At 72.1% G+C, this 15,764-nt stretch carries 11 protein-coding genes; 5 read left to right on the plus strand and 6 right to left on the minus strand.

Annotated features, from left to right (window positions below):
- Window positions 1-133: 133 nt before the first annotated feature.
- Together PPSIR1_RS32140 and PPSIR1_RS32145 are read right to left on the minus strand one after the other, a co-directional pair.
- A complete protein-coding gene (locus PPSIR1_RS32140) occupies window positions 134-1,429 on the minus strand; it encodes a cytochrome-c peroxidase (protein ID WP_006975411.1) in 1,296 nt (431 codons plus the stop codon).
- Between the two features lie 643 nt (window positions 1,430-2,072).
- Window positions 2,073-4,133 carry a tetratricopeptide repeat protein gene (locus PPSIR1_RS32145; RefSeq protein WP_006975412.1) on the minus strand — a complete coding sequence of 687 codons (2,061 nt, stop codon included), beginning with the start codon at window positions 4,131-4,133 and terminating at the stop codon, window positions 2,073-2,075.
- A gap of 470 nt (window positions 4,134-4,603) precedes the next feature.
- On the opposite strand from PPSIR1_RS32145, the gene PPSIR1_RS32150 reads away from it, so the two are divergent.
- Complete coding sequence (locus PPSIR1_RS32150; RefSeq protein ID WP_006975413.1) at window positions 4,604-5,986, plus strand: FAD-dependent oxidoreductase; 1,383 nt, start codon at window positions 4,604-4,606, stop codon at window positions 5,984-5,986.
- A gap of 90 nt (window positions 5,987-6,076) precedes the next feature.
- On the opposite strand, the gene PPSIR1_RS32155 is transcribed toward PPSIR1_RS32150, so the two are convergent.
- Window positions 6,077-6,541, minus strand: coding sequence for a GatB/YqeY domain-containing protein (locus tag PPSIR1_RS32155; RefSeq protein WP_006975414.1), 465 nt, complete (start codon window positions 6,539-6,541; stop codon window positions 6,077-6,079).
- 179 nt (window positions 6,542-6,720) lie between these two features.
- Between PPSIR1_RS32155 and PPSIR1_RS32160 the strand changes: the two genes are divergently transcribed.
- From PPSIR1_RS32160 to PPSIR1_RS32175, 4 genes are all read left to right on the plus strand, one after another.
- Entirely contained in the window at window positions 6,721-7,455 is a 735-nt protein-coding gene (locus PPSIR1_RS32160; RefSeq protein WP_006975415.1) for an RNA polymerase sigma factor, read from the plus strand.
- On the plus strand, window positions 7,452-8,501 hold the full coding sequence (locus PPSIR1_RS32165) for a hypothetical protein (protein WP_006975416.1): 1,050 nt from the start codon (window positions 7,452-7,454) through the stop codon (window positions 8,499-8,501). The genes PPSIR1_RS32160 and PPSIR1_RS32165 overlap by 4 nt, the downstream gene beginning before the upstream one ends.
- Window positions 8,502-8,531: 30 nt before the next feature.
- Window positions 8,532-10,988 (plus strand): caspase family protein, encoded by a 2,457-nt coding sequence (locus tag PPSIR1_RS32170; protein ID WP_006975417.1) that lies wholly within the window; start codon window positions 8,532-8,534, stop codon window positions 10,986-10,988.
- A 113-nt stretch (window positions 10,989-11,101) separates the two neighbouring features.
- Window positions 11,102-11,878 carry an enoyl-CoA hydratase/isomerase family protein gene (locus PPSIR1_RS32175; protein ID WP_006975418.1) on the plus strand — a complete coding sequence of 259 codons (777 nt, stop codon included), beginning with the start codon at window positions 11,102-11,104 and terminating at the stop codon, window positions 11,876-11,878.
- 182 nt (window positions 11,879-12,060) lie between these two features.
- On the opposite strand, the gene PPSIR1_RS32180 is transcribed toward PPSIR1_RS32175, so the two are convergent.
- The 3 genes from PPSIR1_RS32180 to PPSIR1_RS32190 all read right to left on the minus strand — a co-directional run bounded on the left by PPSIR1_RS32180 (window position 12,061) and on the right by PPSIR1_RS32190 (window position 15,651).
- Window positions 12,061-12,549, minus strand: coding sequence for a hypothetical protein (locus PPSIR1_RS32180; protein ID WP_006975419.1), 489 nt, complete (start codon window positions 12,547-12,549; stop codon window positions 12,061-12,063).
- 151 nt (window positions 12,550-12,700) lie between these two features.
- Complete coding sequence (locus PPSIR1_RS32185; protein ID WP_006975420.1) at window positions 12,701-14,623, minus strand: hypothetical protein; 1,923 nt, start codon at window positions 14,621-14,623, stop codon at window positions 12,701-12,703.
- A gap of 71 nt (window positions 14,624-14,694) precedes the next feature.
- Window positions 14,695-15,651, minus strand: coding sequence for an ABC transporter ATP-binding protein (locus PPSIR1_RS32190; protein WP_006975421.1), 957 nt, complete (start codon window positions 15,649-15,651; stop codon window positions 14,695-14,697).
- Window positions 15,652-15,764: the final 113 nt, after the last annotated feature.

Here is a 15,764-nt window from a genome sequence, read left to right on the forward strand (position 1 = left end):
CACCCCCGCCAGATGACGCCCCCGCGAGCGGGGGCGACCCCATGCCCACTCGCAGGCACGAACCCCATTGCCCCACGACCAAAGCGGAGGAGCGGACAGCGACGAAGCGCCCCCGGTCCCCCCCCTGTGGGGGCTAAAAAGGGTCCGACCAGCGCTCGTCGGAGGCGAGGGTCGGGTCGCTGAGGGTCTCGAGGAAGGCGACCAGCGCGGCCTTGTCGTTGTCGTCGAGGTTCAAGACCACCGGCTGCTGGGTCATCGGGTCTCGCAGCAGGGGGTGGAGGTTGGGGTGGTCCTCGACGCCGTCGACGTAGTGGTCGACGACCTCCGCGAGGGTGTCGAAGCGCCCGTCGTGCATGTAGGGCCCGGTCATGGCGACGTTGCGCAGCGAGGGGCTCTTGAACTCGCCGTTGTTCTGGGCGTCGCCGGTGACCTCGCCGAAGCCGTCGTCCTCGTCGTCGATGAGGCCGTTGTTGGCGGGCACGGGGCCGTAGAAGATCGCGGCGTTGTCCCCCTGGGGCATGCCCGGGGGCGGGGGCGAGATCGCGTTGCCCTGCATGTGGCAGGCGCCGCACTGGGCCGGCGGCCCGCCCTGGTTTTGGCCGAAGAAGATCGCCTTGCCCTGGTTCTCCTGGGCCGAGTAGTTGGGGAAGTCCTGCGCGACGTCGCCGTTGACCATGGCCACGCCCTCGTCCCAGGGCGAGCGGTAAGAGACGATCGAGCGCACGAACTGGGCGAGGGCCTTGGAGATGCGGTCGGTGGTGACCTCGGCGTCGCCGAAGGCGGCGGTGAACAGCGGCGCGTAGTAGTCGGCGTCCTCGACCCGCTCGACGAGCTCGTCGAGGGTCAGGCCCATCTCGCCGGCGTCCTGGATGGGCATGAGCACCTGGTCCTCGAGGGTGTCGGCGCGCTCGTCCCAGAACATCGCCCCGCGATCGTAGTAGGCCAGGTTGATCAGCGGCATGGAGTTGCGCCGGGTCAGCGCGCCCTCGAAGCCCTCGGACAGCACGGCGTCGTCGGTGAAGGCGGTGCCGGGGCCGTGGCAGCTGCCGCAGGCGACGGCTCCGTTTTGGCTCAGGCGCTTGTCCCAAAACAGCACGCGGCCCAGGGTCGCGCCCGCGTCGGTCACGGGGTTGTCGCCGGGGGTGTTGTCGAAGCCGTCGATCTGCGCGGTCAGGAAGTGGTCGGGGAGATCGTGGGAGTAGTCGAGGAGGGTGTCGGGCAGGGTCGGCGAGGGCAGCTCGTCGATGGGCCCGCCGTCGGTACCGGACTCCCCGTCCTCGTCGGTCTCGCCGACCTCGTCCTCGGTGCCGCCCTCGTCGGCGTTGGGCGGGACCCAGGCGCCGCCCTCCTCCTCGGTGCAGGCGGCGGTCGTGCCGAGGGCAAAGACTAGGGACAAGGCAAAGAGCTCGCGGCGCGCGGTCGTCGACATGCCCTCCGGAGTTGCGAAGACCGTGCCGGCTGTCTCGGCGCGCTCAAGCGCGCGGTCGATTGCAACACCGAGCCCCTCAGACGCTCGCTTTGTTGGCTTGGGGAGGGTTGTGCTCGGCGCTCGCGGGGCCCTGCGCGCGGGGTCGCTCGCGCGTGGTCGCCGAAATTGCGAGACCCGCAGGCTGGACGCGTGCGGGTCTTGCAAGCTTCGCCCACTCGAAGGTGGTCAATAGGGGGCGACTCGGGGCAGTCGAGGAATCCACGCCCCCGCGAGCGGGGGCGACCACGAGCCTTCTCCAGGGCACGAACGCCATTGTCCACCAAGCCAAAGCAGCGGAGCGCGCCCGGTGCGAGGCGGCTGTGGGTGCAGTCGAGGAATCCACGCCCCCGCGAGCGGGGGCGACCACGAGCCTTCTCCAGGGCACGAACGCCATTGTCCACCAAGCCAAAGCGGAGGAGCGGAGCGACGAAGCGCGCCCGGTGCGAGGCGGCTGTGGGTGCAGTCGAGGAATCCACGCCCCCGCGAGCGGGGGCGACCACGAGCCTTCTCGAAGGGACGAACGCCATTGCCCACCAAGCCAAAGCGGAGGAGCGGAGCGACGAAGCGCGCCCGGTGCGAGGCGGCTGTGGGGGCAAAACAGAACTCAGCCGGCCTTGGACAGGCGCTCGGACTGGCGCTTGGCCTCGTCGGCGAACAGGCCGTCGGGGGCGAGCTCGAGGTACTTGGTGTAGCCCTCGAGGGCGCTCGAGTCCTCGCCCTTGCCCTGCTGGACCACGGCCACGACCATCCAGCAGGTCGCCTGCTTGTCGTCCACGCTCACGCAGGTGTTGGCGGTGGTGAGCGCGTCGTCGAGCTTGCTGCGCTCGAGGTGGACCAGGGACAGGCGGGCGAGGGCGCGGGGCTCCTCGGGGACCTTGCCGAGGATCTCCTCGAGGATCTCCTGGGCCTGCTTGTGGCGGGCCTTGTTGTAGAGCTTCTCGGCCTCGGCGAGCTTCTCTTCGAGCTCGGCGGGGTCGATGGCCGGGGGCGGAGGCTCGGGCGGCGGGGCCTCGCCGGTGTCGGTCTCGCCCGGGGCCTCGCCGGTCTCCGCGGCGGGCTCGGCCTCTTCGGCGCCTGCCTTGGTCGCCTCGTCTGCGCCGGCCTCTTCCTCGCCGGCCTCGGCCACGGCGACCTCGGTGTCGGCGGCGTCTCCTCCGTCCTCACCGCCGCCAAAGATGGCGCCGCGGAACACGAACGCGAGCACGGCGATCAGGCCGACGGCGCCGAGGCTGATCGGGACCCAGGGGAGCTTCTTGGCCCCGGGGCTGTCGGCGACGAGGGAGGGCGACTCGCCCAGCATGCTGTCGTCGTCGTCATCGTCGTCGTCGAAGTCGTCATCGTCGAAGTCATCGTCGTCGTCGTCGAAGTCATCGTCGTCGTCGTCGAAGTCATCGTCGTCGTCGAAGTCCGTGGACCTGGACTTGGCCTTGACCGGCTCGGGGCTCGGCTGGGGCGCTTCGGCCTTGGCCTCGGCCGCCCGCGTGGGCATGGAGCCGGGCAGGGCGACCTCGTCGAGGCCCGCGTCGTCGGGCTCGCCGGGGTGAGGCGTGGGGTAGGGGCTGATGCCCGGCTGGACCGGCCCTGGCGGGGTCCCAGCGGGGGGTCCCTCGGGCAGCGGCGCGCCAAAGTTGGCCACGGGATCGTCGTCGAACTCGTCGTCGTCGAACTCGTCGTCGCCCACGTCGGAGAAGGGCGCGGGGGCGGGCGGCTGCGCGGGTTGGATCGGCGCAGAGCCAAAGGCGGGCGGCGGGGCGATGCCGGGGCTCGGAGCCGGGGCGGGCTCGGGAGCGGGCTGAGGCGCCGTCTGTGCGACGGGTGCCGAGTCGGGCGCGGGCGGATCCCAAGGTCGCGGCGCCCACACGGGTTGTTGAGGCGGCGGCGACTGGGGCTGGAGGTGAGCGCTGTGCGGCGCGGCAGCAGGGGCGCGCGAGGGAGCGGCGGCAGGCGTGGTCGCCGGACCCGAGGCGGCGGCCCACAGCGGCGACGAGGGCGTGGGCGAGGGGCTCTGCTGGCCAGCCATCGCGCCCATGGCCGCCGCGGCGGGGCTGGGCGAGGGCGCTGGGGCGGGTGCGGGGAAGCTGGGCTGGGTCCAGCCCACGGGGGCGCGGGCGGGATCCGAGGAGGGCTGGTTCCGGGCGTGGGCCTGGGCCTGGGCCTGGGCCTCGCGCTGTTCGTGGGTCAGCCACGAGGGCGGCTGCCAGACCGCGTCGCTGGTCGCCGCGGCGGGCTCGTCGACGAGGGGCTGCGACAGGCCGGCGAACTCCTCGGCGATGTCCTGGGACTCGGCCGTGCCCATCACCGGCGCGGCGCGGCCAGCCATGCGCGCGTCTCCGTCTTGGGCGCGGGTCTCGTGGCTCAGGGGCGGGCGCCACGAAGGCGCAGCGGCCGGAGCCGGGGCGGCCTTGGGTCCGCTGTCCTCCCCGTCGGGGTGCCAGCGCGCCGCTCGGGGGGCCGGGGAGCCGAGGCTTCGCCCGCCCTGGGGCTTCCACGCGTCGGCGGGCGTGCCACCGTGCTGCGGATCGTTGCCCGGCGAGGGGGCCGAGCCGTGCAGGCCAGGGTAGGGACCGGGCGCCTCGTAGCGGGGCTCGAGGTCGGGCTCGGGGGCTGGCACGTTGGGTGCCTCGACGCTGCCGGCGATCTGTCCGGCGGGGCCGGGCGGGATCAAGCCAGCGACGTTCGCATCACTCGGAATCTGCCGCGGCGAGCTCGACGGTCCGCTCGTCGGCGCGGCCGAGGGCGTGAGCGGGGGCGAGTCGGGCCGGGCGAGGCCTTGCTCTTGCCCGAGGCGACGGACGACCTCCCGGGTGATCTGCTCGGAAAGCTTGCCCAGCTGATCCTGTTCCGACCACGCTGGCCGCTTGCTCGGGTCGAGCCACTCGCCACAATACCGGCACTTGACTGCCGATTCCCGAATGTGTTCTCCGCAAAATGGGCAGGCCTTCACGTCCAGCGCAACTTAGCACAGACCACCTAGCAGCCGATCTGTGAACACACGTACAAGCTGAGCGCCTGCGGGGTCCCTGAAACGATTGGCCGTGGGCGGGTCCCCGCGGGCAACGAGTGCCGTCCCCGTCGAGCGCCCCTGGCGCGGAAGATGGCTCGTAACGCGATCGAAGGCTCACCCGTGCGCCGGACATGGACCACCAAGAGCACCGAAACATCGTCGACGTCGCCGTCATCGGGGGAGGCCTCGCAGGGCTCGCCGCGGCCGCCTCGCTGGGCCGCGCCGGCTTGCGCGTGCGCTGTTGCGAGCGGGCGGCGAGCTTTGGCGGGCGCGGGCGCACCTTGATCACGGAGACCGAGGCGGGCCGCTTCGCCATGAACCTCGGCGCCCACGCGCTCTACCTCAGCGGGCGCGCGCGTCCGATCCTCGAAGACCTGGGGGTCGCGTGCGTGGGCGGGACGCCCCAGGTCGAGTCCGCCTACCTCGCCGACGGTCGCAGCCATCGCCTGCCCGCGACGCCCGGGGCGTTGATCGCCAGCACGGCCCTGGACCTGCGCGGAAAGCTCGGGCTGATGCGGGTGTTCGCCGGCCTCTCGCGCGTGGATCCGGCGACCCTGGCGGGGATGAGCGCGGAGGACTGGATCGCCGCGCGGGCCGGCGGAGCGACCTGCCACCGCATGCTGCGCTCGTTGTTCACGCTCACGAGCTACTCGGCCCGGCTCGACACCCTCGACGCCCGGGCGGCGGTCCGCTCCCTCCAGCTGGCTCTCCAGGGGGTGCGCTACATCGACGGCGGGTGGCAGGCCCTGGTCGAGGGGACGCTGCAGGCCGCGCGCGCGCACGGGGTCGAGCTGCGGCCGAACTGCGGGGTCCGTCGGCTGACGCGGGATCCCGAGGGCGGCTGGATCGTCGAGGCCGGAGACGAACGCTGGCGCGCGCGGCAGGTGATCCTCGCTCTGGGGCCCGGGCCGGCGCGGCGCTTGTTGGCCGAGGCGGAGGTGCGCACGGGCTCGATCCCCGCAGACGCGCGGGCCGTGCACGCGGCCTGCCTCGAGCTGGGCCTGCGCGGTCCGTGGACCAAGCCGGCCTTCGCCCTGCGCAGCGAGCCGGCGACCTACCTCTCGGTCCACTCGCACACGGCCCAGGACATGGCGCCAAAGGGCTGCTGCGCGCTCTCGGTCGTCGTCTACCTGGGGCGCGAGGCTCTCGACGCCGACGCTGTGCGGGCGCGGGCAGAGTCCATGGTCGACGCCCTCGAGCCGAGCTGGCGCGAGCGGGTCCTCGCCCGCCGCTTCATGCCGCGCATGGTCGTCGCCCACGCCCTGCCGGCGCCCGGCGTCGAGGTGGGGACCGGCCTGGCCGAGCCCGAGCCCGCCCCCGGTCTGCACCTCGTCGGCGACTGGGTGCGGCGGCCGGAGGAGGCCCCCGGCGATCCCGCGCTGCTCCTCGACTCGGCCCTGGCGAGCGCGATGACTGCGGTCGAGGGCGTCCGTCGGACGCTCTCGAGGGCCCCAAGTGCGCGCGCCCGGCTCGTGGGGAACGAACCGGGCGCAGGTGTGGGGGTTGCGATCTGAGCCGGTTGGAGGGCGTCAGCCCGACCGCCGGGGAGGACCCGTGACGGCTTTGCCGGCGCCGGGGAGGGGCTGCGTAGCCCCTCCATCCAACTAGCTGAGCATGGCCTCGGCGGCCTTGCGGGCGAGGTCGCCGTCGACCTCGTCGCGGTGGGACTTCATGATCAGCCCCATGAGCCGGCCCATCTGCTTCTTCGCGGTGATGCCGTTGTCCTCGGCGAGCTTGCGCACGAGGGCCTCGGTGGCCGCCGCGTCGAGCTTCTTGGGCAGGTACTGCTCGCAGAACTCGAGCTCGAAGCGCGTCTCGGCGAGGGCCTCACCGGCCTTGTCGCCGAGACCCTCGAGCTCGGCGATGGTCTTGCGGCACTGCTTGGCGTAGGCGGCGATGGTCTCGAGCCACAGCTCGTCGTTCTCCTCGGCGCCCGAGCCCGACTTGAGCACGTTGAGGACCTTGCTCTTGAGCATCCCGATGACCGTCTTGGTCTGCTCGTCTCGGGCGAGGCGAGCCTTGCGGAAAGCCTTGTCGATCTGACCCTTGATGTCTTTGGCCTCGGCCATGGCGGCCAGACTAACCGAGGGGACGCCGTCGGCAAGGCGTTTCACAGGGGACTGGCCGTGTGCATCAAAGGGCCCCCGAGACCCCTGCGAGAAACGCGCCGGGGTGCTCTGGACCTCGACGAACGATTTTTTTCGACCCGCGCCAACCCAAGCCGAGCCCGGTCGGCTAGGGAAGCTCGGTGACCCCGACGTCCCCAGAGCTCGCCCCCAACGGCTGGACCCGCACGCTCTTGCGTGGCTTCAAGGCGGGCGAGCGCGCGGCCTTGACCGAGGTCTACCGCGCCCACGCCGAAGAGGTCGCCGGGCTGCTGCGCCACGGCTTCGCCTTTGACAGCGGCGGTCGGCAGCACCGCTTCGTCGGCTACAGCTCGAGCTTCGAGCTCCAGGACGTGCTCCACGAGACCTTCCGCAAGGCCTTCGAGCCCCGGGCGCGGGCGGCCTACGACGGGATCCGTCCTTACGGACCCTACGTGCGGACCATCGCCCGCAACCTCGTGCTGCGCAGCTTTCGTGCCCGCGAGGTGCTCTTCCCCGTCGACGAGGAGGGGGCCTACGCGAGCGAGGACGGCCCGCGGGTGGCCCTGCCCGTGGACGCGGGCCCGAGCCCCGAGCGCGAGGTCCACGATCGCCAGGTCGCGGCCCTGGTCGCGGGCTTCCTCGCCAGCCTCGGCGAGGCCGAGCGCCGCCTGGTCCAGCTGCGCTTCGTCGAGGGCCTGTCCCAGCGCGACGCCGCCGAGGCCCTGGGCCTGGGTCGGCAGCGGATCCGGACCCAGGAAAAACGTCTGCGCCAGCGCCTGTTGACCTACCTGCGCGAGCACGGCGAGGTCAGCCTGGTCGACGGCATGATCGCCAACGTCGGCCTGCCCATGCTCCTCGCCGAGGGCCTGCAGCTCCTCGCGGAGGTGCGCTGGTGAGCCGGGCCCGCGAGCTCGAGCGGCTGGTCGAGCGCGAGCTCGTCGAGGGCCTCGATCGCAACCGTCGGCACGCGCTGGTCGAGCGCCTGCGCGGCCTCGGGCAGCCCGCGTCCGCCGGCCCGGGACGGGTCCAGCCGCGGCAGACCTGGGACCGTGCGATGGCGGCCTTCCGCGTCCTCGAGGACGCGCCCGTGGCCAAGGTCGAGCTCGACCAGGTCGAGCGCTGGCTGTTCGAAGACCTGGCCGAGGACGGCCACCTCGCCCCGGAGCCCGGCCTGGGCCGTCGCCGCGGACGAAAGTGGTGGACCCTGGGCCTGGCGAGCGTGGCCTCGATCGCGGCCGCGGCCGCTGCCCTGGCGCTGGTCCTCGTCGACGCCGAAGGCTCGCTCGTCGACGCGGGCTCGGTCGACGCGCTGGTCGAGTCGGGCGCGCTCCAGGCCCGCGGCGCGCTGACCCTGCCGCGGCCTCTGGCCATCGACCCGGTGTGCGGGGATCCGGCCCGGTCCGTGGGCGGCGGCGTCGATGGCCTCGACCGGGGAGCCTGCGCCCTCGACGAGGTCCTCGGCTTCGCGCTGCGCATGGACTGGGAGCCGCGCCCGGCCGCCCACGGCGAGCCCGCGGCGCGAGCCTGGCTCCCGCCCGCCGACGGCCCCATGCACGTCAGCTTGTTCGGCGTCGACGCCCGCGGGGAGCTGCTCTACTACGCGCCCACGCCAAAGCCCGCGCCCGCGTGGATCCTCGACGCGCCCGCGGATCCGCGCTCGGGTGAGCCGCGCTGGCAGGCCACGCCCATCGCCGTGCGCCTCGAGGTCAACCACGTCCCGGGCCCGCTGCGGGTCTTCGCCCTCGCCAGCCCCGAGCCGCCGACCCTCGCCGAGCTCGAGCGCTGGGCCGAGGCCCTCGCGGGCACCCCCGCGGCCGGGGTCGACACGCTCCCCTGGCACTTGCGCCTGAGCGACGCCGACTTCGGCGCCCGCGTCTGCCCCGAGCGCCAGCGCTGCGCCAGCGCCGAGACTTCCCTGCGCCTGCTTCCCCCGACCCGCTGAAGCCCCTCGCCACCCCGAGGAAACCCCGCCATGCTGATCCACCCTTCGTTGGTCCTCACCCGCAACCTGCTGCTCTCGGCCTCGCTGGCCGCCGCGCTCTCGAGCGTGGTCGCGTCGACCGCCCACGCGGGGCCCCTCGCACCGGGCGTCGAGGGCCCGATCTTGCCCGCCATGGTCAACGCCAAGGCCGAGGACGGCGTCGCCCGCTTCGCCCTGGTCATCGGCAGCAACGAGACCGCGAGCAAGGACCAAAAGGCCCTGCGCTTCGCCGACGACGACGCGGCCCGGGTGGCCGAGCTGTGGTCCGAGTCGGGGGCGCAGGTCGAGCTGCTCACGGTCTTTGATCAGTCGAGCCAGGCCCGCTTCCCCGACCTGGTCGAGGACGCCAACCAGCCCACGCGCAAGGCCCTGGACCGGGCCTGGGCGCGGCTGGTGCGGGGCATGGACGAGGCCGTCGCGGCGGGGCGCGAGGTCGAGCTGACCATCTACTACGCGGGCCACGGGGACGTCGGGCCCGACGGGCAGGGCTTTTTGACCCTCGCGGCGGGGGACTCGCTCACGCGCAGCGACCTGTTCTCGGGGCTCATCGCCAACTCGCCGGCGGATCGCAACCACGTGATCATCGACGCCTGCCGCAGCGAGCAGTTCGTGCTCTCGCGGGGGGACTGGCAGGACGACCGGGGCCCGGCCAACTACAACGAGAGCGTGCGCGAGTACCTCGACGGCAACCACCTCGGGGCGCACCCGAACACCGGCGTGGTCCTGGCCCACTCCGTCGATCAGCAGACCCACGAGTGGGAGCGCTGGCAGGGCGGCATCTTCACCCACGAGCTGCTCAGCGGCCTGCGCGGGGGCGCGGACCTCAACGGCGACGGGGCCATCGAGTACTCGGAGCTCGGCGCCTTCGTGTCGGCGGCCAACTCGGGGGTGGCCGATCCGCGGGCGCGCCTCGAGATCGCCGTGCACCCGCCCCGGGGCCACGAGCGCGCGCCCTTGCTGACCCACGAGGGCATCGAGGACGAGCGCGTGCTGCTCCTGGCCGGGGCCGCGGCGGGGCGCTACAGCGTCGAGGACAGCCGCGGCGTTCGCCTGGCCGACGTCCACCACGCCCCGGGTCAGCCGGCCTACCTGCGCCTGCCCGAGGGTCCCATCTACGTCTACCGCCACGACGCCGCGGGCCTGCGCGTGGGCGAGGCCAGCTTGGCCGCGAGCTCGACGGGCATCGTCGATCTCATCGCCCTCGACTTCGAGGAGCCCAAGTCGACGGCGCGCGGCTCCCTCGACGACGCCCTGCGCGAGGGCCTGTTCGAGGTCGAGTACGGTCGCGGCTACTACACCGGCTACACCGACCACGAGAACCTGCTGGCCGTGTCGGAGCCCGACTGGGAGGTCCGGGTGTGGCAGCGCGATCCGGAGACCGGCGAGATGGTCGAGGTCGCCCGGGTCCAGGGCGAAGGCGACGCGCCCCAACCCCAGATCGACGACGACGACGACGACGACGACGACGACTTCGACGAGGTGGTCATCACCGAGGTCGAGATCGAAGACGACTGTCACTACTGCTGGGACGCGACCTGGCTGTCCTTCGGGGCCGGGGCCGAGTGGACGCCCTTCAACCCGGGCGGCGTGGTCCGGCACCCCGAGGGCCGGGTGATCGCCAACCGCTTCCGCGGCTTCAACGACGCGGGCTTCCCTTCGGCGCTGCGCGGCGTGGACGTGCGCATGGGTGCTTTCGACGGGAACCGGCCGACGGACTACCCCTTCGCCGAGGGCTTCTTCCGCACGGGCTACACCGAAGGGCACATGCGCTTCCTGCCGGCCGACGACGCCGCGGGCTTTGGGGTCGGCAACGCGACGCAGCTCAGCTACATCACCGTGCCCCTGTTCTTCGGCGGCAACTTCTACGTCCCCGAGGACTGGCCGGTGCGGCCCTACTTTGGCTTCGGCGCGGGCCTCGACGTGCTCCACCTGACCTACGCGCGCTTCGAAGACGAGGACCTGGTCGATCTGAGCCTGCGCCCGGGCTTCGAGCTCCACGCCGGCGTGGACGTGCGCATCACCAACTACGTGATCCTCTACGGCGAGGTGCGTCAGCTGTGGAGCGCCAAGCGGCGGCTGTCGAAGGTCCCGGACTTCTCGAACACGGGCTTCACCATCTCCACGGGCATTCGCTTCGGCGTCCCGGTGGGGCGCGGGGCCTCGGCCAACGGCCAGCGCACGCCGACGCGTCGGACCCACACCGTGCGGACGATCGAGCGCAAGAAGAAGGCCGAGCCCGCCCCGCAGCCGGTGCAGATCGTCGTCCCGCCGACGCCTCCGGCAGGCCCTGGGGCGGCACCGGCAGCGCCCGCGGCCGCACCCGCGGCTCCGCCCGCACCCGCGCCGATCGTGCCTCAGCCCATCGAGCCCAGCGTCGCGCCGGAGCCCACGCCGGAGCCCAGTCCGGAGCCAGCTCCGTCGGTCGAGCTGGCCGAGCCCACGCCCTGAGTCCGGGTCGCTCGTCGGCCACGGCGCGGGTCCTCGCGGGAGCGGGGGCCCACCGGGCTATTGGGCCAGCGGGGGTGCTGACCTCGATCGTGGGGTGGGGTAGCCTCCGGGCCATGGCCGACGAGTCGAACACCACCGAGACCCAGCCCCCCGAGGGCGTGCGCGAAGAGGAGCTCGAGCCCGGCATCTTGCGCTGGCTGCTCGACAGCCCGCGTCGCCGCAACGCGATCTCGCCGGCGGTGTTCGACTGGATCAGCGAGCGCTGCGGGTCCCTCGCGGGCGAGGTGGTGATCATCCGCGGCTCGGGCGACGACGCGTTCTCGGCCGGCTTCGATCTGACGGCCTTGGCCACGGAGCTCCAGGCCAGCAAGGGCCCGCCGGACCTGACCTTGATCCGCGCGACCCGGGCGATGCAGGCCGCGAACGCGACCTTCCTGGCCTCGCTCAACGGCTACGTCATCGGGGCGGCCGTCGAGCTGGTCTCGGCCTGTGACCTGCGCATCGCTCGGGAGGGGGCCTCGCTGCGCCTGCCGGCCGGGCGCCTGGGCGTCGTCTACCACGCGGCCGGGCTGGCCCGGATCCACGCGGCCTTCGGCGGGACGATCGCCCGGCGGCTGCTCTTGGTCGGCGAAAAGGTGCCCATCGAGGACGCCCGCGCGAGCCTGTGCGGCCTCGTGCCCGCGGCCGAGCTCGACGGGGCGACCCTCGAGACGGCCCAGTACATCCGCCAGCAGTCGTCGATCTCCGTGGCGGGCAACCGCCGGCTGCTGCGGGCCCTCGACCGGGTCCAGTCGCTGCCGGCGGATCTGCTGGAGTCCCACCAGATCGCGCGGCAGCAGGCCTACCAGACGATCGCGGGCATCAAGCCCGAGGCCGTGCGCGAGACCTGAAACAGCTTTGCCCCCGCAGCCGCCTTGCACCGGGGGCGCTTCGTCGCTTCGCTCCTCCGCTTGGCCGGTGGGCGATGGTGTTCGTGCCTTGGAGCCGGCATGGGGTCGCCCCCGGGTCCGGGGCGTCAGTTGGCGGGGGTGAGGTTCGGCTGGGTTTGGTCGCTGGCGGTCGCCGGTGGTTGTTACTTGTCCGCCGGCTCGCGCAGGTGCTCGGGGAGCTCGATGACCTTGCCGCCTTGGGTGTCGGTCCCGGGGGCGGGCTCGCTGGTGTTGCCGGGCGTGGGCTGGACCTCGCCCGCGAGCACGGCCTGGCGGGCGTCCTCGAGGGCCTTGGCGGCCTCCGAGTCGGGGTTTTGCATGATCTTCTTGCGCAGCGCGTGGGCGCGCTTGCGGTTCTCCTCGGGGGAGAGGGTCGAGGGGTCGGCGGCGATCAACCGCTCGTCCTCTTCGGTCAGGGCGTAGCGCTCGGCGGGGTCGGCCGGAGGGGCCTCGGCTTTGGCGTCGGCCTTCGCTTCGGCCGGCTTGGCGTCGGCCTTCGCGGTGTCGCCAGCCTCGGCCTTGGCGTCCGCTTGCTCGACTTGTTCGGGGCTCCGCTCCGGCGGGGTGCAGGCGAGCGTGCTGGTGAGGCACAGGGCGAAGGTGCCCAGAGTCCAGGTGCGAAGGGAAGTCATCGCCTCAAGCGTAACGCGTTTTGTGAGGAATGAAAGCTTTTGCTTCGCTTTCTTTCGAGGGGACTCAGCTGGAGGCTCGACACGAAAAAATCGCCCCCTCGAAAGGGGGCGACCAAAGCTCGAAGACGCTCGTCAGAGCGAGCGAACGCGCTCAGCGGATCCCACCGAGCACGCTGCGCAGTTGGCGGACCAGCGAGATCGGGATCCACACGGCCAGCGCAGCCTGCAGCAGGCCCAGGACCGGGCTGAGCTCGGCCATGGCGAACACCTCGTCGATGTCGTTGAACTCGCCGACGCCCCACAGCACGGCGTGGACGAAGGCGATGACCACGGTCACCGCGCAAAAGGCCAGCCACACGTTGGACAGGATCTTGTTCGGCGCGCTCGCCAGGCGGATGGCGATGAGCCCGGTGACGGCGATGCTCCACGTCAGCCACACGAGGCCGACGGGGTGGAAGACCTCGAGGTCCCAGTGCAGCTCGGGGCTGAACAGGCCGACGTAGACGAGCGGGATGAGGATGAACTGCGCCGCGGACCAGGCCCCGAGCTCACCGAGCAGGGGCATCACCGGGACGCTGCGCAGCTTGGGCGCGGTGTCGCCGAGGGGCACCCGAGCCATGAGCAGCACGATGAAGGGCACGGACAGGATGCCCAGGCCGATGTACTGGCGCATCTCGATCTCGGCGTCGAGGGGCATGGCCAGGTTGGCGAGGAGGATGAAGGTCAGCGCGCCGGCGACGGCCTGGCCGCGGGTCAGCAGCGGGCCCGAGCGCCCGGCGATGCGCTTGGACAAGGCGCTGAGCACGAGGTGGGCGGCGACCAGGCAGCCCCCGGCGTTGGCCAGCGCGGCGAGGTAGAAGTAGCCGCTCGAGCTCCCGCCGCCGTACCAGGTCGTCAGGTAAAAGCCGGTCATGCCCGCGTGGGGCAGCAGCGCGACCAGGCCCGCGATGTCGCGGTCGTATTCGTAGGCCTCCAGGCCCAAGGTCGCGCCGAAGGACCAGGTGGCCACGGCGAGGACCATGAGCGCGATACCGACGATGCCGGGGGTGCGCTTGGTGCCGACGAGGTCGCCGACGAGCTGGGCGCCCAGGGTCAGCAGCACGCTGGCCCCGGTGAGCACGCCGAGGAAGCCGAGGGCCGGGACCACGTAGCCCATGGCCAGGGCCCCCAGGCCGAACACGCCCAGCTGCGGGACCACGAAGATCAGCGCGACGGCGATGGGCCCGGCGCTCAGGCCCAGGGCCAGCTCGCGGGGGTTCAGCGCCGTCGCGGTCAGCGGCATGAGCGTGTTCTCGTTGCGCTCTTGGGCCTGCTGTACGGCGACGAGGATGGGCGCGAGCACGGTGCCGACGGCCATCAGGACGAAGCCCGCGAGCATGCCGGCGATGCCCAGGGCGTGCTCGAGGCCCAGGGGCGAGGAGTAGACCTCGATCTCGGGGATGCCGTCGCGCTCGACCAGGGTCTGCATGCGCGCGACCGCCTCGGGGTCGGTCCACTCGAAATAGTCGTGACCGACGTAGAAGCCGTAGCTGAGGGAGAAGGCCTCGTCGTAGTCGTAGTAGGGCTCGGAGCCGGGGTAGTCCTCGTCGGCGGCGTGGTAGGCCTCCTTGCGGACCTCGAGCAGCTCCGGCGCGCGCCGCTCGAGGAGGGTGCGCAGCTGGAGCTGGAGGGCGCGGTGCTGCTCGCCGTAGGCGGGCTTTTCGAGGGCCACGGCGGCGGTCAGCAGGGCCGTGCCGGCGGTGCTGGTGTAGGTGTCGTGACCGGCGAGGCCGGCGAGCCCCTCGCGCTCGAGCACGGCCCGGGACTCCTCGTAGTCGCGGTGTTGCCAGGCGTCCATGGCCAGCACGGTCAGCTCGTCGCGCTCGCGCTCGTACATCGGCGTCTCGAAGTCGAGGCTGGTCCGCATCTCCCGCTCGAAGTCACCGGCGCCGAGGGCAATCCACAGGCCGATGATCATGGTCATGCCGGTGAGCACCGCGCTGAACACGAGGTAGCGTTTGGCCCGGCTCCCGCGGAGGGAGCGGGTCACGAAGGGCAGCGCGAAGGCGGGGAGCTTGTCGAGTAGCTTGTCCATGCAGTTGGGCTCGCTGGGGCTATTGGAGGGGAGGGAGAGAAGACGAGGGCCAAACGAAGACCAGCGGAGGGCTAGTTGACCTGGTTCTCGGAGATGCGGTCGTAGACGTCCTCGAGGCGGGAGCGCTGGCGGCTGCAGGTCACGACCTTGACCCCGGCGCCGATCAGCTCGGCGAGGATCTCGGCCATGAGCCCCTCGCCCCCCTGAACTTGGATGCGCACGAAGGGTTGACCCTCCGACTCGCCCGTTTCTTCGATCAGCGCGCGCTTGCGCGCGAGCACGGCCTGGGCGCGCTCGATGGCCCCGCCGTCTTCGTCGAGCATGCGCAGCTCGTAGACGAAGCGGCTGACCTCGTGGCTGTCGATGATCTGGTCGATGGGCCCGGCGACGACCAAGCGGCCGCGCTGGATGATCGCCACCTGGTCGCACAGGTCGTCGAGCTCGCGGAGGATGTGCGAGGAGATCACGATGGTCACGCCCATGTCCTGGATGCGACCCAGGGTCCGGCGCAGGTCGTTGCGCCCCCGGGGATCGAGGCCGTCGGCGGGCTCGTCGAGGATCAGCAGGCCCGGCTTGTGCAGCAGGCAGCGGGCGATCAGCACGCGCTGGCGCATGCCCTTGGACAGCGCGCCGCATTCGGTGTCGCGCTTGGCCGTGAGGTCGAAGGTCTCGAGGGTGTCGTCGATGGCCTGCTCGAGCTCGGCCCGGGGCATGCGGAAGCACTGGCCGAACATGCGCAGGTACTCGGCCGGGGTCATCTGCTTGTAGAGCGGGTTGCCGTCGCCCAAAAAGCCGATGCGCCGACGGGCCTCGAGGGGCGCGTCGGCGACCTTGTTGCCGTCGAGCTCCACGGTGCCCTCGGTCGGCTCCATCAGCGTGGCCATCATCCGCAAGGTCGTGGACTTGCCCGCGCCGTTGGGGCCGATGAGCCCGAAGATGCTGCCGGAGGGGATGTCGAGCTTCAGCTCGCGGACCGCCCAGCTGTCGCCGTCGTAGGTCTTGCCAACGTTGTCGAGCTCGACTCGCACGCCCTCCCAACGCTGACACGTCCGCAGGGCTTCCGCACCCTGGAAATCGGGCTTTTGACCGGCCGAGAAGAGGCGATTTCGTGCAGGGAGCCCAAATTCGGGCTCCCTCGGCG

This window comes from Plesiocystis pacifica SIR-1, assembly GCF_000170895.1.
In the GTDB taxonomy this organism is placed as follows: domain Bacteria; phylum Myxococcota_A; class Polyangia; order Nannocystales; family Nannocystaceae; genus Plesiocystis; species Plesiocystis pacifica.

Coding starts and splice junctions, on each gene's coding strand:
- PPSIR1_RS32155 (WP_006975414.1), bottom strand. CDS start 6,541: ATGGCCGAGGCCAAAGACATCAAGGGTCAGATCGACAAGGCTTTCCGC.
- PPSIR1_RS32170 (WP_006975417.1), top strand. CDS start 8,532: ATGCTGATCCACCCTTCGTTGGTCCTCACCCGCAACCTGCTGCTCTCG.
- PPSIR1_RS32140 (WP_006975411.1), bottom strand. CDS start 1,429: ATGTCGACGACCGCGCGCCGCGAGCTCTTTGCCTTGTCCCTAGTCTTT.
- PPSIR1_RS32185 (WP_006975420.1), bottom strand. CDS start 14,623: ATGGACAAGCTACTCGACAAGCTCCCCGCCTTCGCGCTGCCCTTCGTG.
- PPSIR1_RS32180 (WP_006975419.1), bottom strand. CDS start 12,549: ATGACTTCCCTTCGCACCTGGACTCTGGGCACCTTCGCCCTGTGCCTC.
- PPSIR1_RS32175 (WP_006975418.1), top strand. CDS start 11,102: ATGGCCGACGAGTCGAACACCACCGAGACCCAGCCCCCCGAGGGCGTG.
- PPSIR1_RS32150 (WP_006975413.1), top strand. CDS start 4,604: ATGGACCACCAAGAGCACCGAAACATCGTCGACGTCGCCGTCATCGGG.